This window comes from Nocardia cyriacigeorgica GUH-2 (genome assembly GCF_000284035.1).
Classification (GTDB): domain Bacteria; phylum Actinomycetota; class Actinomycetes; order Mycobacteriales; family Mycobacteriaceae; genus Nocardia; species Nocardia cyriacigeorgica_B.
This window is the reverse complement of the sequence record NC_016887.1, coordinates 1,393,475-1,414,478: the sequence shown is the minus strand read 5'-3', so window position 1 is coordinate 1,414,478 and position 21,004 is coordinate 1,393,475. Positions and strand designations below refer to the sequence as shown.

The window sequence follows — 21,004 nt, the reverse complement described above, 5'->3', positions numbered from 1 at the left end:
CTCACCGGGTAGATCCCCCTCGAACCACAACCCGTTACGGGCACAGCGACGAAGGCCACACCCCTGTCCGGGGTATCGATTTCACTTTCTGTGCCACGGCCTGTTAATGTCTGTCCCGCACCGGAACACGGAGCACGCGCCATTAGCTCAATTGGCAGAGCAGCTGACTCTTAATCAGCGGGTTCGGGGTTCGAGTCCCTGATGGCGCACAGTAACAAGAAAGGCCCCGGCGGCACACGACGCCGGGGCCTTTCTCGTTTCCGCGATTGTGTTCGCGCTCACGCGCGAATACACCGCGAAGGTCACGGGAATGTCACTTTCCCGGCCGAAAAACAGACCAGAAGTTGAAAACTTGTGTGAACTGAAGCACAAGAGGTTTATTGACAAACTCCCTGCATAGGTCCGGGATCGAAGCCGTTCACTCGAGGGTTTCAAGGTCAACATCGCCTCCGCTTAGGGATCTGTTCACCTTCCGTTAACCTTCCGTGACCATTCTGCAATCAGGTCGAAGCAAGGGCCGACGCTCCACCCGAGTGGAGTTCCGCGCGACGCGGCGGGCCGGGACAGGAATTCCCGGCAACCGCTTGAGATCCACGCGTCGGGTGATCGGGAACCGCTGAGTGTTCCCGTCACACAACACAACCCCACAACAACAGCACACAGCCCTGTTCCGGCGTGCGCGCAGAGAGCCGCCGCCGTGGATCCGTGCTGCCCCGATGTGGCCGGATCGAAACCTGAAACGATCAAGGAACCGATTTCGCATGCCTGACCGACGCCTTTCCAACATCCCCCGCCGCTCGCTGCGTGAGGGATTCGCCTTCGCCGTTGCCGCGGCCGGAATCGTCGCCGTCGCCGCATCCTCGGCGGTATCGGTCGCCGATGACAGCGTGCCGGAGCGCATCGCGATGGTCTCCGAGCAGCAGCCCGCGCAGGCCCAGCCGGTCGCCGACAAGCCGGCCGATCAGCCGGTGGCCGAGGCCATCCCCGCGCCTGCGCCCGCCCCGGCCCCCGCGCCCGCACCGGAGCCGATTCCGGCACCCGCGCCCGCGCCGCCGGTGTACCCGAACAACCTCGACGGCTGGATCCGCGAGGCCCTCGACATCATGGCCGCCAAGGGCATCCCCGGCTCCTACGACGGCATCATGCGCAACATCATGCGCGAGTCCACCGGCAACCCCCAGGCGATCAACCTGTGGGACTCCAACGCCGCCGCGGGCATCCCGTCCAAGGGCCTGCTCCAGGTGATCGACCCCACCTTCGCCGCCTACCACGTCGAAGGCACCCCGTTCGACATCTGGAACCCGGTGTCCAACATCGTGGCCGCCTGCAACTACGCGGCCCACCGCTACGGCTCGATGGACAACGTCAACAGCGCGTACTGACCCGAATCCGGCGTCACCGGCCCGACGTACACTGCGCCATGGCCGATTACGCCCACTCCGACGCAGCGGCCAGGAGCCGCGCCGAGAAGGCGCGGCGCCTGGCCGGCTTCGTCTGGGAACGCGGTATCACCGGCGCCGAACTACTGGCGATGCCCGCCGCGCTCCGGCGCAAGCTTGCCCGCGCTGCGCGGACCAATCCGCCGAGTACCGACGAGACCTGGCAGTCGGTGGCGCGGCTGCTGGATGAGAAGGACGCCTGGGCCGCGCGTCATCCGGAACATCCGGCGGCCACCCGGGCGCATCTCGACGAGAAACTGCTCTGGGTGAAACCGCCGATCACACCGTGGTCGTGATTCTCGGACCGCACGGCCGGGCGCTCGATCGGCCCCGCCGCCGTCGGCCCTCGCTGACACCGATCGGCCCTCGCTGACACCGATCAGCCCTCACTGACACCGATCAGGCAGTCCCGACACCGGCGGCCGTCGCCTTCGCAGGGCCCGAGCCCTCTGATCGAGCCGCCACCCGCGCCGACAACGTCCGCAGCGCCTTGGCCTCGGCATCGGTGATCCCGTCGATGAACATCTCCCGCACCAGCGCCACATGATGGGGCGCGGCGTGCTCGAGCTGCGCGCGCCCTTTCGGCGTCAGCCGGACCAGCACCCCGCGCGCGTCCTCGGCCGCCGGTTCCCGTTCGACCAGCCCGCGCGTGGCCATCCGTGCCAGATGTTTGGACAGCCGGCTCTTCTCCCAGCACACCCGCGCCGCCAGCTCCTTGGCCCGCAGGCAGCCGTCCGGCGCCGCGGAGAGCGGGACCAGCAGCTCGTAGTCGGCCATCGACAGCCCGTCGGCCGCCAGTCCGGCGGTGATCGCCGCGTCCATGCGCTGACGCAGCAGGATGTAGGCCTGCCAGGTGGCCTGTTCGTCGTCGTCGAGCCATCGCGTCACGACTCGATGCTAGGCCCCGTTGGTTGACATAGCCACCAAACCCGGCGGGCCGCTCACCACCAGCCGGTGGTCGCACCGATCTGCCGCTCCAGTTCGGGAGTGATGGTGCGGACGTAGCTGGCGGTCATGTGGTGCTCATCGTGATAGACGAGCACGTTGCCGATCACCACCCGGCACACCTCGGGACCGCAGACCGCATCGCTGAGATCGAGCAGATGCACATTGGGGAACGCGGCGGCGGGCTCCACGGCCGGGTTCACCGGAGACAGCGCCTCGCTGCGCGCGATGCCGCAGCTCTCGGCATTGCCGCCGGCGGCCAAGCAGTCGACGGCCCGGTACCGGGTGCCCTTCTCATTGCGCAACCACGGGGTGTCGCGGATGGCCAGGACGTTCAGGTCGCGCTCGGCCATCGCCGACCACACCTCCACGAACTCGTCCGGGGTCTTGTCGCCGCCGATCGGCCATTGCGGTTCGGTCGCGGTGGTGAACACCCAGTCGGGCCGATCGGTGCCGAGCCGATCGATCACCGCCCGCGACCAGTCGCGGCAATCCGGAATGTCGAGGCCGCGGTACTTGGCGTCTTCGCGGATATTGAGCGGGCAACCCATCTTGAGCAGCACGACGACCTTCACCCCGTGCGTGCGGCCGAGCGCGTCGAGCGCGGGCAGCCAGTGTTCGGCGTGTGAATTGCCGACCACGGCCATGGTGCGGGTGCCGGCCGGGTCGCCGTAGGTACAGGTGGTGATCTCGGTGGTGAACCAGTCGGAGATACAGCCATCGATGGTGGAGGCGGGCACATCGCCGGGGGCCTCCAGAACCGAGGGCCGCACTCGGGCCGGCGGGACGGTGGCTCCGGCCAGCAGCGCCTCCGCACCCGGATACTGCACCGGATCGAGCGCGCCGATCGGCCGGGCCGGGTTGGTGATCAGCACGCCCTGCCAGAACCCTGACACACCGAGCACCATCGCGCCGATGACGGTGACCGCGACCGCCGCACCGCGGCGCAACCACACCGGCGAGCTGATCGAGCCCGCCGAGCGCAACCGCAGCGGCTCTTCGATCAACCGGTTCGTCAGCACCGCCAGCAGCAGCGACAACCCGATGATCATCAGCCCGGCGGTCAGCGTGACCTCGGTGGTGTCCGCCCGGATCAGGTAGTAGATGAGCAGCGGCCAATGCCACAGATACAAGGCATAGGCGACGGCCCCGAGTTCGACCATCGGGCGGGTGGCCAGCAGCCGCGACACCGCGGGCTTCCAGCCCGACTCGGTCCGCACACCGGCGAGGATCAACGCGACCGCGGCACCCACCGGGAACAGGGCCGCCGGTCCCGGGAACTGGCGGGCGCCGTCGAACAGGATGCCGCAGGTCAGCACGGCCAGCAGGCCGGCGGCCGCGAGCAGCGACAGACCCAGCTTCGCCCACAGTCGCTCCGGCACCCGAAGCAACGGCACGACCACGGCGAGCAGGGCGCCGACCAGCAGCTCCCAAGCCCGGGCGCCGCTGTCGTAGTAGATCCACTCCTGATACGAGGTCGAGCGCACGGCAGCGTAGATGAAGGACGCGATGCCGAGCACCACGGCCAGCGCCCCCACCGCGGGCCGGATCGTGGCGCGACGCCCGGTGCGCCGGCACGCCCACGCCACCGCGGCCAGCAACAGCGTGATCGCGATATAGAACTGGCCCTGCACCGCCATCGACCACAGATGTTGCAGCGGGCTCACCGACGGATCGGCCGCCAGATAGTCGGCGGCGGCGGTGGCCAGGTACCAGTTCTGGTAATACAGCGCCGAGGCCACGGTCTGGCCCGACATATCTCCCCACTGGGTATAGGGATGGTCGGCCACCGTCATCACCACGACCAGCGCGAGCACCACGAACAACGCGGGCAGCAAGCGCCGGGCGGTGCGCCGGAAGGTCTGCCACAGGCCGATACCGTCCGCACCCTCGGCGCGGCGCAGCAGCATGCCGGTGAAGAAGAAGCCCGACAGCACCAGGAAGACGTCGACGCCGCCGGAGACCTTGCCGAACCAGACGTGGAACACGACGACCAGGGCGATCGCTACGCCGCGCAGGCCGTCCAGATCCAGGCGATAGTCGGCGGATTTCGTCGTTCCCGGCACCGAATCGGCGGCCGCCGTGGCGACCGCCGAGCCCTCGCTGATCCGTACCAACTGCCCTCTCCCGGTTTAGCTCACTCGCCCGCGCACCGGGCGCGCGATGATCGCGCGCGGCGGTAGGCACTCAACGGACATAGCTGAATCCCTATCACAACCGGCCGTTTCACCGGAATTCACCGAACCCCGCCACGCGCGTGTCCCGCCCCTGGTCGCGGCTGCGGATCCCCGGTCGGCACCGGCATATGGGAGTCATCCGGTTGACAAGTGCGTGGGTCGTCACAACAGTGGATGCGGCGTTCGGACTCTCCAGCGCCAATCCACCGCAGCAGAACATAGAGGAATACATGAACGTTCGCCGGCTCACCGTCAGCGTCGCCGCCGCGGGACTGACCCTCCTCGCGGCGCCCACCGCGCTGGCCGTCCCCGCTCCCTCCGGTTCCGCAGGCACCGGTTCGTCCGCCGTCGACACCGGTTCGGCGGCCACCGGCTCGGCCGGAACCTCGCAGACCGGCTCGGCCGGTGGCGCCTTCGCCAACTGCGAGGACGTCAAGGCCGCCGGCCGGGCGCCGATCTTCCGTGGCGAACCCGGTTTCGGCCCGCACCTGGACCCCGATGGTGACGGATTCGCGTGCCCGACGGTCTGACACGCTCCACACAGACGAACACCCGGTGCGGCTGCTGCCGACCGGGTGTTCGTCTGTGTGGGCCCGCCGCGTTCAGCGGAAGATCTTGACCAGCACCAGCCCGGCCAGCAGCACACCGGCACCGATCAGGGTGTACTTCACCTTGGGCTCGTTGACCTTGGCCACCACCAGCTGCTTGGTGTCGTCGGCGATCCGCTGCGGATCGGCCCGCACCGCGATCTCGTCCAGCGTGCTGGCCAGTCGCGTCCGCGCGGCCTCGATCTCCTGCTCGATCCGCTCGGTATCCCTTGCCACTTGGCGCCTCCTGTAGACAATTGCCGGGTTCGCGGGCCCGACCGGTCGTCGTGCACGGGCCGGTCCAGGGCTCGCCGACGAGTGTATCCGCGCTCGCTGTCACCGCCTTCGGTTACGGTTCGGTGATGACCGACAACCGTCTCTCCCCCGGCGATCCCGCCCCCGAATTCACCCTCCCCGACGCCGACGGCACCGACGTCTCCCTCGCCGATTACCGCGGCCGCAAGGTGATCGTGTACTTCTACCCGGCCGCGAGCACGCCCGGCTGCACCAAGCAGGCCTGCGATTTCCGCGACAACCTCGGCGAGCTGTCCGGCGCGGGCATCGACGTCATCGGCATCTCCCCCGACAAGCCGGCCAAGCTGGCCAAGTTCCGCGACAACGAGGGCCTGAACTTCCCGCTGCTGTCGGACCCGGACCGTGCCGTGCTCACCGCGTGGGGCGCGTTCGGCGAGAAGATGATGTACGGCAAGAAGGTCACCGGCGTCATCCGCTCGACGTTCCTGGTCGACGAGGAAGGCAAGATCGAGGTGGCCCAGTACAACGTGCGCGCCACCGGTCATGTGGCCAAGCTGCGCCGGGATCTGTCGGTGTGAGGTGAGCTGCCGGTGTGATCAGCTGCCGTAGGCGTTGAGGAAGCATTCGTAGCCGTCGAGCAGCCGCTCCATGCCGAACTCGAAATCGCCTTGTTCCCAATCGATGTCATCGTCGTCGAAGGCGTGGTTGGTCAGCGCCGACAGCAGCGCCGGGAACTGCTGCGGATCGAGTAGCTGCCGCAGCGGTTCGGTGAAGTCGGCCTCGGACTCGAGGCTCGGGGCGATATCGCGGGCCGCGCGGCGGCGCCCGATCACATACAACGACAGGTTCATCACGAGCTTGAGCTTGACCGCGTCCGGCACCGGCACCTCGCGCAAGGTGCCGAGACCGGCCTCGAGCCAGGCCATATTGTTCGGGCCGAGCGGCGGTGAGCCGCCGAACGAAATGTCCAGCGCCCAGGTGTGCCTGCCCAGCACCTCGTATTCGCTGCGCGCCCACTGCGCCAGGCCCGCCCGCCAGGAGGTGCCGGGCTCGATCTCCGGCGGCAGCCCGATGACGTGATCGAGCATCATCTCCATCAGGGTCGCCTTACTGTCGACATAGCGGTACAGCGACATCGCCGTGAACCCGAGTTCGCGGGCGACGCGGTTCATCGACAGCGCCGCGAACCCCTCGGCATCGCCGATCGCGATGGCGGCCTCGATGATCTGCTCGAGGCTGAGCCCGCGTTTGGGCCCACGCCCGCCCGGTTGTTCGAGCCCCCACATCAGCGCCACGGCCTTCGGTAGCGCGCCTGTACCGGACGTCATCGTCTGCGCATCCTCCTTCGCTCGCGTCGACTCTATCCGCGACCCGTCCGCCCTTCCCTTGTGCCCGATAACTGTTTACTCTATAAACTCAGTTTAGATCATAAACAGTTTCGATCGGAGATCCCTCATGAGTTCCCCTCCCCTGCCCGCCCTCTCCCTCGATCGCCTCGCCAAAGCGTTCGGCGATCATGTGGTGCTCGACGGCATCGACCTGGATATCGCTGCCGGAACGGTGTTTTCGCTGCTCGGCCCCAACGGCGCCGGCAAGACGACGATGGTGCGCATCCTCGCCACGCTGAGCACACCGGATCAGGGCCGGGCCGCGGTCTTCGGGCACGACGTCGTCGACGAGCCCGCGATCGTGCGCCGGCTCATCGGCGTCACCGGCCAGTACTCGGCGGTGGACGAGGTGCTGACCGGGGTGGAGAACCTGCGCCTCACCGGCAAACTTCTGCATCTAGGCCGCACCGAAACCCGCCGCCGCACCGCCGAACTGCTGGAGCGTTTCGATCTGACCGAGGCCGCGGACCGTCGCGCGGGCACCTATTCCGGCGGCATGCGCCGCCGCCTCGATCTGGCCATGAGCCTGATGGGCGAGCCGCGCATCCTGTTCCTCGACGAACCGACCACCGGCCTGGATCCGCGCAGTCGACGCGATCTGTGGCAGGTGATCCAGCAGCTCGCCGCCGACGGCACCACCGTCTTCCTGACCACGCAATATCTGGAGGAGGCCAATCAGCTCGCCGACCGCGTCGCCGTGCTCGACGGCGGCAAACTGGTCGCCGACGGCACTCCCGAGGAACTCAAACAGCTGGCCCCCGGTGGGCATATCCGGCTGCGCTTCGCCGACCGCGACCAGCTCAGCGCCGCCGTCCACGCCCTCGATGACCGGGTGGTCGCCGCGGGCAACCACGCACTGGCCGACGTCGACCAGCTGACGCTGCAGGTTCCCTCCGACGGCAACGCCGGCGATGTGAAGCGGCTGCTGTATCGCTTCGACGAACTCGACATCACCGTCGATCAGCTGACGGTGCACCTTCCGGATCTCGACGATGTCTTCTTCGCCTTGACCGGCCACTCCACCCGTGTCGACACCGCCGCCTGACAGCGCGCACACCGAATCGAGTTGAGAATGACCACCTTGTCCCCCGCTGCGCGTACGCTGCGCGCCGCCGCCGATTCCGGCACCATGCTGGACCGCAATCTGCGCCATACCCTGCGCAGTCCGGACACCATGATCATGACGATCGCGCTGCCCGTGGTGATCCTGCTGATGTTCGTCTACGTGTTCGGCGGAGCGATCGAGTTCGGCGCAGGCGCCTACATCGACTACGTGGTGCCCGGAATCATCCTGCTGTGCGCCGGTTTCGGGGCCGCGATGACCGCGCCCGCGCTGGCCACCGATATGCACAACGGCATCATCGACCGGTTCCGCACGATGGATATCGCGCGGTCGGCCGTGCTCACCGGGCATGTGGCCGAGAGCGTGATCCGGAATCTGATCACGACGGGCATCGTCATCGGTGTCGCGGTGGCGCTGGGGTTCCGGCCCACCACCGATCCGCTGCGCTGGCTGGGCGCCATCGCGGTGATCGCGATGTTCGTGCTGGCTCTGTCCTGGGTCGCGGCGGCGCTGGGTCTGCTGGCCCGCAATCCGGAGGCCGCCAACGGCTTCACCTTCGTGTTCATGTTCCTGCCGTACGTGAGCAGCGCTTTCGTGCCGACCGAGTCGATGCCGACCTGGTTGCATCCGTTCGCCGAACACCAGCCCGTGACGCCGGTGATCGAGACGATGCGCGGGCTGCTGATGGGCACCCCGATCGGCAACAGCGCGGCGCTGGCGATCGGCTGGTGCACCCTCATCGCGCTGGCCGGCTATTGCGCGGCGCGAGTGCTGTTGCGGCGCCGCACCATGAACTAACCGCGCGCGGCCGCCGATCAGCTGGGCAACACCTGTTCGGCGGCCCACTGGGCGAGCATGCGCACATGCTCGGTCCACCAGGCGTAGGACTCGGCGGTGAAAGCGGGCGGGGGCGGCGATTCACCGGGGAACAGGAACCCGTGTGGCTCGCCGACCTTCACCTGCGGCTCGGGCACGACGGAGTTGCGGCTCGGATCCCAGGCCGCGGGCGCGGTTTCCGGTTCCGCAGGCACCAGCGGAATCCCGCGCTCGGGCTCGGGCCACGAACCCCAGTGCGATGCCGCGTACTGCGGGCGGGGCGTGGTGTGCAGGCTCTCGGTTTCCGGGACGCCGGTGGCCGAACCCGGCTGGAACGCCATGGGTTCCGGCGCGCGAGCGGGTGCGTGCGGTGGCTGGTCGGGGGCGCCCGGGCGGACGCGATCGGTGCCGTCGGCGCCGACGGTGTGCGAGTTCGCCGCCGACATCGCGTCGGTGGCGGCGGGCCCGGAGTGCCGGTTCTGCTGGGCCAGCAGATACACCCCGCCGCCTGCCAGACCACTGGCCAGCACACCGGCCGCGGCGACCAGCGCCACTCCACCACCGCGCTGGCGGCGCGCCTGCTCGATCGGGACCACGGTGTCGATCAGATCGTCCATGGCGAACAGCGCGGCGCCGATGGCGGGCGCGGGGCCGGCGATCATGCACGGGATCACCGGTGCGCCGAATCCGGCGACCGCACCGGTGACGGCGGGCTGGTCGGCACTCGAGCCGATCAGCACCACCGCGTCGGGCCGGACCTCGGCGGCGTCGAGTTGATCGCGGGCCACCGCGACCGCAGCCCGCATGGTCTCCATGGTGACCGCGGCACCCGAATGCCCGGTGGCCGCCAGCACTCGGCTGCGGGCCTGGTCGACCAGGGTGAATGCCTGATAGCCGGGGACCACTTCGCAGATCAGCAGGTTGTCGAATTCGTTGAGCCAGGTCATCGCCCCGGCCACGCTCAGATGCGCGGATTTGGTGGAGACCAGCGAGGCGCTGCGCCACGGCCCGGACGCGAGCCGGGTGACGATCGCGCGGCGCTCGGCGGCATCCCGGTAGGCCACCGCGACCCCGGCGATCTCGCCCGCGGAGCCGATCTCGGCGGCGATGCGGTCCAGCGCCCGAGCCACGGTCTCGGCCAGCTCGGCCTTCCCGTCGCCCTCGGTGGTGGCCACCCGGTGCAGCAGCACCCGTTCGGACAGTTTCGTTCCCTCGTCGCCGAGGGCCACCGCGTGTATCGCACCACGTTCGGTGGACACGCCGAGGGTTATCACGGATGGAGCCTGATCGGAGCGAGCTACCACAGTTCACGCCTTCCCTGTGCCGCTACCGGCTCACGGACGCATCGAAACCCATGAGCCTGGAGAGATTTCCCTGCATTTCCCCTGGATCCCTGCCCTGAACACCCGCCGGAGGCACGTGCCCTTGGTATGTGTTCGATACCACGGCCGATGCGGATGGGTGGTGATAAATGACAGTTTCAGGTACCGGGAGTAGCGGCCGTGTGCCGCGGACCGCGCGCTACCGCTAGCCTGGACGTGTGGAAACGCGCACGGAGACCAGGTCGAAACGACGCCTGGACCCTGCGTTGGATCTCCAGGACGATCCGCAGGAGCTGATGCCGCGCAAGCGGCCCACCCAGGAACGCAGCAAACGCAAGTTCGACGCGCTGTTGCAGGCCTCGCGCGAACTGCTGGTCGAGGTCGGGTTCGAATCGTTCACCTGCGAAGAGGTGGCGGCGCGCGCCGAGGTGCCGATCGGCACGCTGTATCAGTTCTTCGCCAACAAGTACGTCATCGTCTGCGAGTTGAATCGGCAAGACCTGGTCGCGGTTTCCCAGGAGCTGGCCGACTTCCACGGCGAGGTGCCGTCACTGGACTGGTTGCGCCATATGAACCAGTTCGTCGATCACATGGCCAGGCTGTGGATGACCGACCCGTCGCGCCGCGAGGTGTGGCTGGCGATGCAGTCCACGCCGTCCACCCGGGCCACCGGCGCTATCCACGAGAAGGAGTTCGCCGAGGTCGTCTCGCAGATGCTGCGCCCGCTGACCCCGCGCACTCCCCGGGCCCGGCGCACGATGATGGCCGAGGTCCTGGTGCACGTGGTGTATTCGATGCTGAATTTCTCGGTGCAGGACGAGCAGAGCCACGCCGACGCCGTCGCCGAACTCAAGCGGCTGATGGTGGCCTATCTGCTGGTCGCCGAGAAGGAATCGCGCACGGCCAGCAAGACCTGAGCCGGCAACCGCGGACCGCGTCGCCGATTGCCTCGTAGCGATCAGCTCTCGGGCACCCGGCCCTCGATCAGGTCGGCCAGTTCACCCGGATCCTCCAGCACCACCATCGCCGCGGCGGTATCGCCGTCATGGGTCAGCGACAGGTGCACCCGCGCCCGAGGCAGGAATTCCGCGGCCAGGCCGTGCAGCTTGATACTCGGCCTGCCCCAGGCGTCGTTGACCACCTCGATCAGTGGATACGGGTTGTCCCCGATCTGCGGGCGGCGCGCGAAGCGAGACGATGCCCAGGCTTTGAGCACCGCCTCCTTCGCCGCCCATCGCGCCGCGTAGCTGCGGGCCGGGTCGGTGCCTTTGCTCTGGCAGTAACGTCGCTCACCGGCGGTGAAGCTCTCCCTGAGCATGGTCGTCCCGGACCGTTGCAGCTGTTCGGCGAACTCGGAGATGGTTACCAGGTCCAAGCCGATTCCGAGGATGGTCACAGTGGCGCAGCCTACGGTGTGGCGCGCCCCGCGGTGCCGGAACCGTCGACGAGTTGCCCGGTCTCACAACCACGTCCACCGATCCGGTACACCCCGTCCGCGCCGAGCCTGGCCTCGCCGGACAGCAGCACGCCCGCCTCCAGCCCGCGCACCTGCGCCGCGGGAGTGCCGTCGCCGCCGAGCCGTCGGTCGGCCGGCCGCTCGTAGAGCGGGGCGCCACCGCACATGGCCTCCACGAACCGCTGACGTCCGGCGAGCTGACGCTGCTGCGCCCGGCGCTGGTAGTCCTCGCGCCGGTCCGGGTCGATCGCCTGGATGAACGCCTCCGGATGCACCACCGCGAGCAGACCCGACACGTGGCCGAAGCCCAGCGAGGTCACCAGGCCCGCCTTGAGCGGGAACCGTTCGCCGAAGCGCAGCGCCTCGCGCACCCACACCAGATGCGGGTATTCGCGCATCTTCTCGTCGACGCAGTCCAGGCTCCGGTTCGGCGGCACCACACCGTTTTCCAGCACCTGGCACAGGCCGATCAGCTGGAACGCGGCCGCACCGCCCTTGGCGTGCCCGGTCAGGCTCTTCTGCGAGATGACGAACAGCGGCGCGCCGTCGGAGCGCCCGATCGCCTCGGCGAGGCGTTCGTGCAGTTCCGATTCGTTCGGGTCGTTGGCCGCGGTGGAGGTGTCGTGCTTGGAGATCACCGCGATGTCGTCGGCGCCCACGCCGAGCTTGCGCAGTTCGGCGGCGAACCGGGATTCCCGCCCGCCGCGGCCCGCACCCAGCGCGCCGAGTCCGGGCGCCGGGATGGAGGTGTGCACGCCGTCGGCGAAGGACTGCGCGTAGGCCACCACACCGAGCACCGGCAGGCCGAGCTCGACCGCGATGTCACCGCGGGCCAGCAGCACCGTGCCACCACCCTGCGATTCCACGAACCCGCCGCGGCGGCGGTCGTTGGCGCGGGAGAAGTAGCGGTCGCTGATGCCCTTGGCGCTCATGGCCGCCGAATCCGCGGTGGCCGACATGTCGCCGAAACCGACGATGCCCTCGATACCCAGATCGTCGAAGCCGCCGGCCACGACCACCTCGGCCTTGCCGAGCTTGATCTTGTCGACACCTTCTTCCACCGACACCGCCGCGGTCGCGCACGCCGCCACCGGGTGCACCATCGCGCCGTAGCTGCCGACGTAGGACTGCACCACATGCGCCAGCGCCACGTTCGGCAGCGCTTCCTGCAGGATGTCGTTCGGGCGCGGCTCGCCGAGCAGGTTGTCGACGTAGAGCGAGCGCATCGAGGACATGCCGCCCATGCCGGTGCCCTGGGTGTTGGCCACCAGGCTCGGGTGCACCCAGCTCATCAGCTCGGCCGGGCTGAACCCGGAGCCGACGAACGCATCGACGGTGCAGGCGATGTTCCACAGCGCCACCCGGTCCACCGAGGACGCCATATCGGCGGAGATGCCCCAAACCGTCGGATCCCAGCCGGTGGGGATCTGGCCACCGACGGTGCGCGAAAGCTTCGCCTTGCGCGGCACCCGGATCTCGGTGCCGGCCTTGCGAGTCACGGTCCAGTCGCCGGACTCGGCGACCGGGGTGATCACCGTGTGCTCGGGGTCGGCGGCGTGGAAGGCGCGGGCCTCGGCCTCGCTGCCGACGGTGAACGACAGGTCCTGATCGAGGAACACCGAGGTCATCAGCGGGCTGGTGTTGTCGATCATGGCGCCGTCGTCTTCGTAGCGGCGGATACCGCAGCGCTCGACCACGGCGTCGTGGTACTTGCCGGCCAGCTCGGATTCGGGCACGTACTCACCGGTTTCGGTGTCGTACCAGCCGGGCTTGGGCTCGTTCTCCCAGGTCACCATGCCAGTGGTCCAGGCCAGTTCCAGCACGCCGGCCGCCGACAGCTCGTCGGAGACCTCCATCTCGAAGCGGGTGCGCGCCGAACCGTAGGGTCCGAGCTCGCCCGCGCCGACGATGACGACCATATCGCTGAGATCGGCGGTCACCGGGCCCCATTCGGGCACCGGCAGCGCGGAGGTCAGCGTGGGCGGGGCCGGCAGGGCGGGAATCAGCTGCGACTGTTCGGCATCCGCGTCCTGCGCGGCGGCCTGCTCGGCCTCCATGGCCTGCTTGGCCAGTGCGGGCAGGTCGAGCTTGGCGCCGGCCAGGCCGCCGGTCAGGTCGATCTGCTGCGGTGCGGTCGCGGTGACCGCCCGGGCCCGTGCGGTGGCCCATTTGAGCAGTTCATCGGCCATCTCCCCGGTGGACCAGGTCTGCACGCCCGCCTGCTCGACCGCCTCGACCATCGGATCGTTGTGGCCCATCAGGCCGGTGCCGCGGACCCAGCCGATCAGCGCGTGCACCAGGGTGACCCGGCTCGACCACGACTTCTCGGCCCGCCACTTGGCGACCACGGCGTCGAGGGCGGCCTTGGCCTCACCGTAGGCGCCGTCACCACCGAACAGGCCGCGGTTGGGCGAACCCGGCAGCACCACATGCAGTTTCGCGTCGACGTCGTGGTCGGCGCCGAGCTTGGACAGCCCGCCGATCAACCGCTCCACCGACCACAGCAGTACCCGCATCTCCATTTCGGCGCGGGCACCGGCGTCGGAGAGATCGCCCGCGACGCGCGGCGCCGCGAACGGGAACAGCAACGTCGGGGTGAGCGCGTCCTTGACCTTGATCTTGGCGCCACCCGCGGTCTGCACCTGCTCGGTGCCGACCCATTCGATCAGCGCGTCGATATCGGTGTAGGAGGCCATGTTCGCGGGCACCACCCACAGGGCGGCACCGTTGCGGGCGTTGGCGCGGTAGAGCTCGCGGTAGAAGCCGAGCCGGTTGTCGTCGAGGCCGGAGGTGGTGACCACGACCGTCGCGCCGCCACCGAGCAGGCGCCCGGTGATCGCGGCGGCGATGGAACCCTTACTGGCACCGGTGATCACGGCGACGTCGGCCGACCACAGTCCCGGCTCCTCGGTGCTCAACGCGGCCGTGGCGATCCGCTCGTAGTGGCCGGCCAGCACCGAACGCGCCTCGTGCATGGCGCGCTGCCGCCACCACTTCGCCTGGGCGGCAACAGCCTCGCCGGCACCGGTGAACCCGTCCACCGACTGCTTGGCGGTCTCGGCGTCGTCGGCCAGCCACAGCCGGGCCAGATCCTCGCGCGCGGTGGCCCAGCGGTCGTCGATCAGTACCGCCTTGCGGGCATCGAAGGCGGGCGCGACCAGGCGCGGCCAGTCCGAACCCAGTTCGGCCGAGACCAGATCCACCAGGCCGTCCTCGGTGGCCTCCGGCGCGGAGACCTCCTCGCTGAGGCCCAGCTGCTCGAGCACCAGGCGCGCGGCCGAGGCCAGCACGCCGTCGCGGCCGGTGATCTGCTCGGTGAATTCGCCGAGCGCGGCGGCGTCGACCGTCGCACCGCCACCACCGCCGGTGGCGGGCAGCGCCACCGAGATTCCGCGACGCGCGGCGACGGCCTGCACGGCGGCGTCGATGGCGGCATCGACCGAGGCCGCGTCGGACAGGGCGCCGGAGACGAGCCCGCCCAGATCACCGCCGCGCACGCTGGCGCCCTCGCGGGTGCCGAGCGAGACCTCGGCGGTGACGTGGCTGGCCCAGCCGTCACCGAGTTCCCACACCTTCTTGACCCGCTCGGCGATCGCGGCGGGCCGCTTGCCGGAGGGGCCGAACACCTTGCGCAGGTGATCGCCGATGGCGTCGGTCAGCACGGAGCCGAACGGCTTGTAGGTGCGGGCCAGCCGGTCGACGGTGGCCGACAGAGCGCCCATATCGGCGTCCGCGGCACCGTCGATGGCACCGAGCGAGAGCTCCGCACCGAGGTCGACCAGCAGCTGGTTACGGCGGGAGGAGACGCCGTCGCACAGTCCTTCGATGGTGTCGACCGGGCCGATCTGGTCGATGCGCAGCTTGGTCCACAGCGCGATGAGCACGCGGGTGGCGTCGGCGGCGGTGAAGGCGATGTCGTCCGGACGCGGACCACCCGAGGCGGCCGGTGCGGCAGCCGGAGCCGGGGCCGCGGCGGGAGCCGGAGCGGCGGCGGCGGTTTCGGCGGGAGCCTCGTCGGGCTCGTCGACCGGCGCCGGGTCGGTATCGGTGGCGTACACGATGCCCGCCTCGCGCTCGATATTGAGCACCTCGACGGTGGTGGTGCCGAACGCCGGCAGCTTCAGGGTCTGGCTGGCGAGGTTGGCCACCGTCGGCGTCGCGCCGAGACCGATCTCCACGAACCGCTCCACGCCGAGCCCGCCGTGCGCGGTATCGGTGAACAGCAGGTCCTGGGTCTCGATCCAGCGCACCGGGCTGGCGAACTGCCAGGCCAGCAGTTCGATCAGTACCACCCGGCACAGTTCGGTGGGCCGCTGCGACCAGGAGTCGAAATCGGCCAGCACCGCGGCCAGCGGCTCCGACGGCACCAGATCGGCGATCTCGGCGATGAACTCGCGCTCCAGCGAGAACGGCTTGGGCACCAGGTTCGGGATGTAGCGCCCGACCAGGACCTCCGGGTGCAGGTTCGCCGGCAGCAGCTGCTCGAGCTTGTGCCGGAACTCCGGCACACCCTCACGCAGCACGGTCGAGTGGAACGGCACGTCGATGCCGGGCACCAGGATGAACGCGCGCTTGCCACCGAATTCGGCGCGGCGCCGGTCGATCTCGGCCTCCAGGTGCTCGAGCCCGGCCACCGTGCCCGCGATCGCGTACTGCGAGCCGCGCAGGTTCAGGTTGACGACCTCGAGGAACTCCCCGGTCTGCTCCGACAGGCCGGAGACGAATCCGATGACTTCGTCGTCCGGCAGCCCGAACTGCGAGGGCCGGATCGCGGCCATCCGGTAGTTGCTGCGGCCCTTGGCATCACGCGGCACCAGCTCGTGCATCGCCGAACCGCGCTGGAACACCACCTCGAGCACCGCCTCCAGCGGCAGCACTCCGGCCACCGCGGCGAGCGCGTTGTACTCACCGACCGAGTGCCCGGCCAGGTAGGCGCCTTCGACGAACGCGCCGGCCTCGCGCAGTTCGGCCACCTGCGCCACACCGAGAGTGGCCATGGCGACCTGGGTGAACTGGGTCAGGTGCAGCACGCCGTCCGGGTGCCGGTGCTCGACGCCGCGCGCCTTCAGGTAGGTCGGGTTGTCCCGGACCACGGCGAGAATGGAGAAGCCGAGCGCGGCGCGGGTGTGCTTGTCGGCACGATCCCAGATCTCCTTGGCCGCCTTGGACCGCGAGCGCGCATCCAGGCCCATGCCCTTGCGCTGGATGCCCTGGCCCGGGAAGGCGTAGACGGTCTTCGGTGCGGCGGTGCGGCCGGTGGCGGTCATCACCAGATCGCCACCGGTGCGGCAGGACACCTCGACGACCTCGCTGCCCTGGTCCACCGCGACGCGCTCGACGCGCACGTCGATCTCCGCGCCGGGGCGAACCATGCCGAGGAATCGGGTGGTCCAGGCCGTCAGCGTGCGGGCGGGCACCGAACTCTGCGGATCAACAGCCGACACCGCGTGCTGGGCGGCGGCCGACAGCCACATACCGTGCACGATCGGGCTGCCGAGCCCGGCCAGCTTGGCGGCGGCCTCGCTGGTGTGGATGGGGTTGTGATCGCCGGAGACGGCGGCGAACGCGGCCATGGTGCGCGGCGCGACGATGGTGACGTCGCGGCGACGACGACGCGGGGTGTCGGTGGCCTGCTCGGACAGCGTGCCCGCCGCGCGCGGCGGATCGGTCAGCTCGCCGGAGCCGTTGCGGCCGCGGATGGCGAAGCGTTCGGTGAGCTCGGCCAGCGGCACCACCTCGAGGCCCTGATCGCGCATCTCGCCGACGGTGACCTTGACCTCCACGACGCGGCCCATATCGGTGTCGAGCACCGAGGTCGATTCCGCGCGCACCACCAGAATGCTGGTGACGCCGGGCAATTCGCGCACCAGCTCGATCTGGTGATCGAGGTGCACCAAATCGAGCATGCCCTCGATCACCGATTCGGCGGCGTCGGTGCGGGTTGCGCCGAGCACCGCGAAGACGGCGGGCCAGCAGGCGCCGACCAGCACATCGGGCACGGTGCGGCCGAGCGTGCTGAGGTCGGCGGGCAGGCCCGACCCGGTGACGCCGGCGTGGTCGGCGATCAGATCGGGGGTCCAGGCCAGGTTGACGTGCGCGACACGGCCCTTGACCTCGGGCAGCGACTGCCCCGCGGCGACCGCGAGCAGCGCGGACATGGCAGCGTCGGCGTCATCGGCGGTGATCACCGGCGCGCCGCCGTTGTACACCGAGGCAGGCACGGTGATCCGGATCCGGACCACATTGCCCGCGTACAGCGGAACCGTGAGCTCGACGTAGTTGTGCTCGGCCACCGGGCCGGTGGTCTCGACCAGCGTGGCGCCGGTCGGCGGATGCACCGCACCCTGGCCGTCGATGGTCCACTCGGCCAGATCGCCGAGCCGGTGCACCGGGTTGACGGTGGTGCGCCCGGACCATTCGACATCCGGCGCGGCCAGCACCACATCGATCGGACCCGAGGTGACCGACGCCGTGCGGCGCGCGTCCACCGCCGCCGGGACCACACCGGCGCGCACCAGCGAGTACGCGGTGTCCTGTTCGAAGCGGTCGAGCAGCTCACCCACCGGCTCGTCGACCCGGGTGATGCCCGCGACGGCAACGGTGCCGGGGATGATGCACACCTGATCGGCCGAGTAGCGCGGATCGTGGGCCTGCCACAGCGAATCCGAGCGCCACCAGCGCCGCACATCGGCGTCGACCACCGGGACGAAGTTCACCGGCTTGCCCGGGGTCTTGCACAGTGAGATGAAGAACGGCACGTCCGCCGGGTGCAGCAGGGTCTCGGCGACGGCCGGGTACTGCTTGCGCAGCTCGCACAGCGCCGCGACCGGACGCTCGAGATCGTCGTCGGAGAACAGCGTCGGGATCTCGCCGCGGTCGGCGGGGTTGAGCCGGGATTCGGTGCGGCGCACCATTTCCGCGAAACGGTCACGCCAGGTGATGTCCAGCCACACCGAACGGGTGGCTTCCAGGATGGCGTCGCCGAGGTCGCTGCCGCAGTCGAAGTCCTTGCGCCGGTCCAGGCCGACGGCGAGTTCGACGTAGCGTTCCAGCCATTCGATGTAGGTCATGGTGGCCAGATCGCCGAAGTACGGCTTGGCGGTGGCGTCGAGCGCGGCGATGATCTCGTCCCGGCGCGCGGCCACGGCGTCGGCGTCACCGGCGACCTCGTCGAGCAGGCGGCCGGTGCGCGAGGCGGCGTTGTCGATCTCGTGGATATCGGCGCCGAGCTGGCTGCGGCCCGAGGCCATGCCGCCGGTGGCGGTGCCCGCGCCGACCCAGTCCGGGGTGCCGGGGGTGTCGACCAGCATCTGCTTGACCTCGGGGGCCGTGGTGGCCTCCAGGGTCGCCATGGCGGCGGTGCCGACCAGCACGCCGTCCAGCGGCATCACCGGGTAGCCGTGCGGCTGCGACCAGGTACCGGTCAGGTATTCGGTGGCCCGCTCCGGGGTGCCGATACCGCCGCCGACGCAGACTAAGACATTGTCGCGGGCGCGCAGCTCGGCGTAGGTCTCGAGCAGCAGATCGTCGAGGTCTTCCCAGGAGTGGTGCCCACCGGCGCGGCCGCCCTCGATGTGCATGATCACCGGGTAGCCGGGGATCTCGTCGGCGATCCGCAGCACCGCGCGGATCTGCGCGACGGTGCCCGGCTTGAACGCCACATGGGTGATCCCGGCCTCGGTCAGTTCCTCGACCAGCGCGACGGCTTCCTCGAGCTCCGGGATACCGGCGGTGACCACGACACCGTCGAACGGAGCGCCCGCCGCGCGAGCCTTCTGCACCAACCGCTTTCCGCCCAGCTGCAACTTCCACAGGTACGGATCCAGGAACAGCGAGTTGAACTGCACCGAACGGCCCGGCTGCAACAGCGTCTTCAGTTCCGCGACGCGGTCGGTGAAGATCTGCTCGGTGACCTGGCCACCGCCGGCCAGCTCGGCCCAGTGGCCGGCATTGGCGGCGGCCGCGACGATCTTGGCGTCCACCGTGGTCGGGGTCATGCCCGCGAGCAGGATCGGCGAGCGGCCGGTCAGCCGGGTGAAGGCGGTCTCGACCACGATGCGGCCGTTGGGCAGCCGCACCGGCTTCGGCGCGTACGCCGACCACGGCGCCGCCACCTCGGGCGCGGCGCCCGGCGTCAGCAGGCTGCGCTGGCCCGCGCGGGTGGCGACCGCGACGATGCCGACGCCGGTGCCCTTCAGCGAGCCACCGGTCACCCGCGACAGCAGATCGCCCGGGCCCAGGTCCAGAATCCATTGCGCGCCCTCGGACACCACGGCGTCGACGGTGGCGACCCAGTCGATCGGATCGACCAGGATCTCCTTGGCCAGCCGGCCCGCCAGCTCGGTGTCCAGCCCGCATTGGCCGGCCCAGCCGGCGACCAGCTCGACGGTGTCGGCCAGCGCCGGGTGGTGGAAGGCGACGTCGACGTCGACGTCCTCGAAGACGGGCGCGAACACCGCACCGCCGCGCACCTTCGCCTCGCGCTCACGAGTCTGCTCGGCATGGATCTGCTGGCACCGCAGCCGCACCCGCTCCAGCTGCGCGGGCGTGCCCGACAGCACGGCGCGCCTGCGCCCGTTGCGAATCGAGACCACAGCGGCGATCGCCGGATCGACGCCCTCGGACACCTCGGCCACAACCGCGCGCAGCTCGTCGGGATCGACATTGGACACCGCCACCATCGGCGAACGCTGCCCCACCGGCATCAGCCCGCGCCGGCGAGCCACCAGACCCGCTGCGGCGCCGATCAATTGGGCGATGGCGAGCAGTTCGGCATCACGCGCGCCGCCCGCTTCCACCGCCGAGGCGGCCAGCCGGCCCTGCGAATGGCCGATGATCGCCATCGGCGCGTGCTCGGCCGGGTCGAGGCCCTGCAACCGCAGCGCGCGCAGTGCGGCAAGCTGGCTCAGCATCACACCGGGCATCGACACGGTGGCCGAGCGCAGCACCTGCTCCGACGGCGCCGCGGAGGTCTCGCCCTGATCGGCGTCGACCAGCTCGTCTTCCAGCATCCAGCCGATCGGGTCGAAGCCCATCGGCCGCACCACCAGCAACTGCTCGGCAACGGGCTCGAGCAGCGCCGCGGCCTCGTTCACCAGCGCGGTGAGCTCCGGTTCCAGTGCCGCGTCGCGGCCGATCTCCTCCAGCTCGCCCAGCCACTGGGCCCCCTGACCGCCGAACGCCAGCGCGTACGGCGCCCCGTTCAGCAGACGATCCAGCAAGGGCGATCGCGTTCCGTCGGCTTCGCCCCTACCCGTGTGTGCGCGAAATCCGGTCCCGGCCGTGGTGCTCTCGTTGATCGTCAAGACGCTTCGACTTCCTTCTCGTGGCGACGTGCCGTCCGGGGATGCCGCACGTCCTCGTGCGCGCACTCCTCACCCAACAGGCCCTGATATGGCGAGGATCGCACAAAATCATGAGGGAACCCTCACGTTTGCTCCGCGGCCGCTCGGCTACCGCCCAGTATTTCTGTACGTCAGTACCAGAACCTTCAGAAACATGACTCCTCCTCATGTTTGAACCCGCAGGTCCCCCCATTGTTTCCCTTGACGAAACA

At 69.5% G+C, this 21,004-nt stretch carries 14 protein-coding genes and 1 tRNA gene; 8 read left to right on the top strand and 7 right to left on the bottom strand.

Annotation, left to right across the window (positions count from 1 at the left end; all coding sequences use genetic code 11):
• The first annotated feature begins 136 nt into the window (after positions 1-136).
• From NOCYR_RS06430 to NOCYR_RS06420, 3 genes are all read left to right on the top strand, one after another.
• Positions 137-209 (top strand) — tRNA-Lys (locus tag NOCYR_RS06430).
• A gap of 552 nt (positions 210-761) precedes the next feature.
• Positions 762-1,382 carry a transglycosylase SLT domain-containing protein gene (locus NOCYR_RS06425; RefSeq protein WP_014349546.1) on the top strand — a complete coding sequence of 207 codons (621 nt, stop codon included), beginning with the start codon at positions 762-764 and terminating at the stop codon, positions 1,380-1,382.
• Between the two features lie 38 nt (positions 1,383-1,420).
• On the top strand, positions 1,421-1,735 hold the full coding sequence (locus NOCYR_RS06420) for a hypothetical protein (protein ID WP_014349545.1): 315 nt from the start codon (positions 1,421-1,423) through the stop codon (positions 1,733-1,735).
• Between the two features lie 103 nt (positions 1,736-1,838).
• On the opposite strand, the gene NOCYR_RS06415 is transcribed toward NOCYR_RS06420, so the two are convergent.
• On the bottom strand, positions 1,839-2,327 hold the full coding sequence (locus NOCYR_RS06415; RefSeq protein ID WP_014349544.1) for a MarR family winged helix-turn-helix transcriptional regulator: 489 nt from the start codon (positions 2,325-2,327) through the stop codon (positions 1,839-1,841).
• A gap of 53 nt (positions 2,328-2,380) precedes the next feature.
• On the bottom strand, positions 2,381-4,501 hold the full coding sequence (locus NOCYR_RS06410; RefSeq protein WP_014349543.1) for an acyltransferase family protein: 2,121 nt from the start codon (positions 4,499-4,501) through the stop codon (positions 2,381-2,383).
• 290 nt (positions 4,502-4,791) lie between these two features.
• Here NOCYR_RS06410 and NOCYR_RS06405 point away from each other — a divergent pair, with 290 nt between their 5' ends.
• The gene (locus NOCYR_RS06405; protein WP_014349542.1) at positions 4,792-5,091 is read left to right on the top strand and encodes an excalibur calcium-binding domain-containing protein; all 300 of its coding nucleotides are present in this window, start codon (positions 4,792-4,794) and stop codon (positions 5,089-5,091) included.
• Between the two features lie 72 nt (positions 5,092-5,163).
• Here NOCYR_RS06405 and NOCYR_RS06400 read toward each other — a convergent pair whose 3' ends face one another.
• Positions 5,164-5,385 (bottom strand): DUF3618 domain-containing protein, encoded by a 222-nt coding sequence (locus NOCYR_RS06400; RefSeq protein WP_014349541.1) that lies wholly within the window; start codon positions 5,383-5,385, stop codon positions 5,164-5,166.
• A gap of 125 nt (positions 5,386-5,510) precedes the next feature.
• On the opposite strand from NOCYR_RS06400, the gene bcp reads away from it, so the two are divergent.
• Complete coding sequence (bcp, locus tag NOCYR_RS06395; RefSeq protein ID WP_014349540.1) at positions 5,511-5,981, top strand: thioredoxin-dependent thiol peroxidase; 471 nt, start codon at positions 5,511-5,513, stop codon at positions 5,979-5,981.
• An 18-nt stretch (positions 5,982-5,999) separates the two neighbouring features.
• Here the strand turns inward: bcp and NOCYR_RS06390 are convergent, their stop codons facing one another.
• Positions 6,000-6,731, bottom strand: coding sequence for a TetR/AcrR family transcriptional regulator (locus NOCYR_RS06390; RefSeq protein ID WP_014349539.1), 732 nt, complete (start codon positions 6,729-6,731; stop codon positions 6,000-6,002).
• A gap of 127 nt (positions 6,732-6,858) precedes the next feature.
• Between NOCYR_RS06390 and NOCYR_RS06385 the strand changes: the two genes are divergently transcribed.
• Complete coding sequence (locus NOCYR_RS06385) at positions 6,859-7,836, top strand: ATP-binding cassette domain-containing protein (protein ID WP_014349538.1); 978 nt, start codon at positions 6,859-6,861, stop codon at positions 7,834-7,836.
• A gap of 27 nt (positions 7,837-7,863) precedes the next feature.
• Positions 7,864-8,652, top strand: coding sequence for an ABC transporter permease (locus NOCYR_RS06380; protein WP_014349537.1), 789 nt, complete (start codon positions 7,864-7,866; stop codon positions 8,650-8,652).
• 17 nt (positions 8,653-8,669) lie between these two features.
• Here the strand turns inward: NOCYR_RS06380 and NOCYR_RS06375 are convergent, their stop codons facing one another.
• Positions 8,670-9,929, bottom strand: a complete 1,260-nt coding sequence (locus tag NOCYR_RS06375; protein WP_048833042.1) for a hypothetical protein — start codon at positions 9,927-9,929, stop codon at positions 8,670-8,672.
• Positions 9,930-10,288: 359 nt separating this feature from the next.
• Between NOCYR_RS06375 and NOCYR_RS06370 the strand changes: the two genes are divergently transcribed.
• Positions 10,289-10,909: a TetR/AcrR family transcriptional regulator gene (locus NOCYR_RS06370; protein WP_370012378.1), complete on the top strand. Its 621-nt coding sequence runs from the start codon at positions 10,289-10,291 to the stop codon at positions 10,907-10,909.
• A gap of 41 nt (positions 10,910-10,950) precedes the next feature.
• On the opposite strand, the gene NOCYR_RS06365 is transcribed toward NOCYR_RS06370, so the two are convergent.
• Both NOCYR_RS06365 and NOCYR_RS06360 read right to left on the bottom strand, forming a co-directional pair.
• Positions 10,951-11,388, bottom strand: a complete 438-nt coding sequence (locus tag NOCYR_RS06365) for a holo-ACP synthase (RefSeq protein ID WP_014349534.1) — start codon at positions 11,386-11,388, stop codon at positions 10,951-10,953.
• A gap of 11 nt (positions 11,389-11,399) precedes the next feature.
• Positions 11,400-20,753, bottom strand: coding sequence for a type I polyketide synthase (locus NOCYR_RS06360; RefSeq protein WP_048833040.1), 9,354 nt, complete (start codon positions 20,751-20,753; stop codon positions 11,400-11,402).
• Between the last annotated feature and the right edge of the window lie 251 nt (positions 20,754-21,004).

Coding starts and splice junctions, on each gene's coding strand:
- NOCYR_RS06425 (WP_014349546.1), top strand. CDS start 762: ATGCCTGACCGACGCCTTTCCAACATCCCCCGCCGCTCGCTGCGTGAG.
- NOCYR_RS06420 (WP_014349545.1), top strand. CDS start 1,421: ATGGCCGATTACGCCCACTCCGACGCAGCGGCCAGGAGCCGCGCCGAG.
- NOCYR_RS06405 (WP_014349542.1), top strand. CDS start 4,792: ATGAACGTTCGCCGGCTCACCGTCAGCGTCGCCGCCGCGGGACTGACC.
- bcp (WP_014349540.1), top strand. CDS start 5,511: ATGACCGACAACCGTCTCTCCCCCGGCGATCCCGCCCCCGAATTCACC.
- NOCYR_RS06390 (WP_014349539.1), bottom strand. CDS start 6,731: ATGACGTCCGGTACAGGCGCGCTACCGAAGGCCGTGGCGCTGATGTGG.
- NOCYR_RS06385 (WP_014349538.1), top strand. CDS start 6,859: ATGAGTTCCCCTCCCCTGCCCGCCCTCTCCCTCGATCGCCTCGCCAAA.
- NOCYR_RS06380 (WP_014349537.1), top strand. CDS start 7,864: ATGACCACCTTGTCCCCCGCTGCGCGTACGCTGCGCGCCGCCGCCGAT.
- NOCYR_RS06370 (WP_370012378.1), top strand. CDS start 10,289: ATGCCGCGCAAGCGGCCCACCCAGGAACGCAGCAAACGCAAGTTCGAC.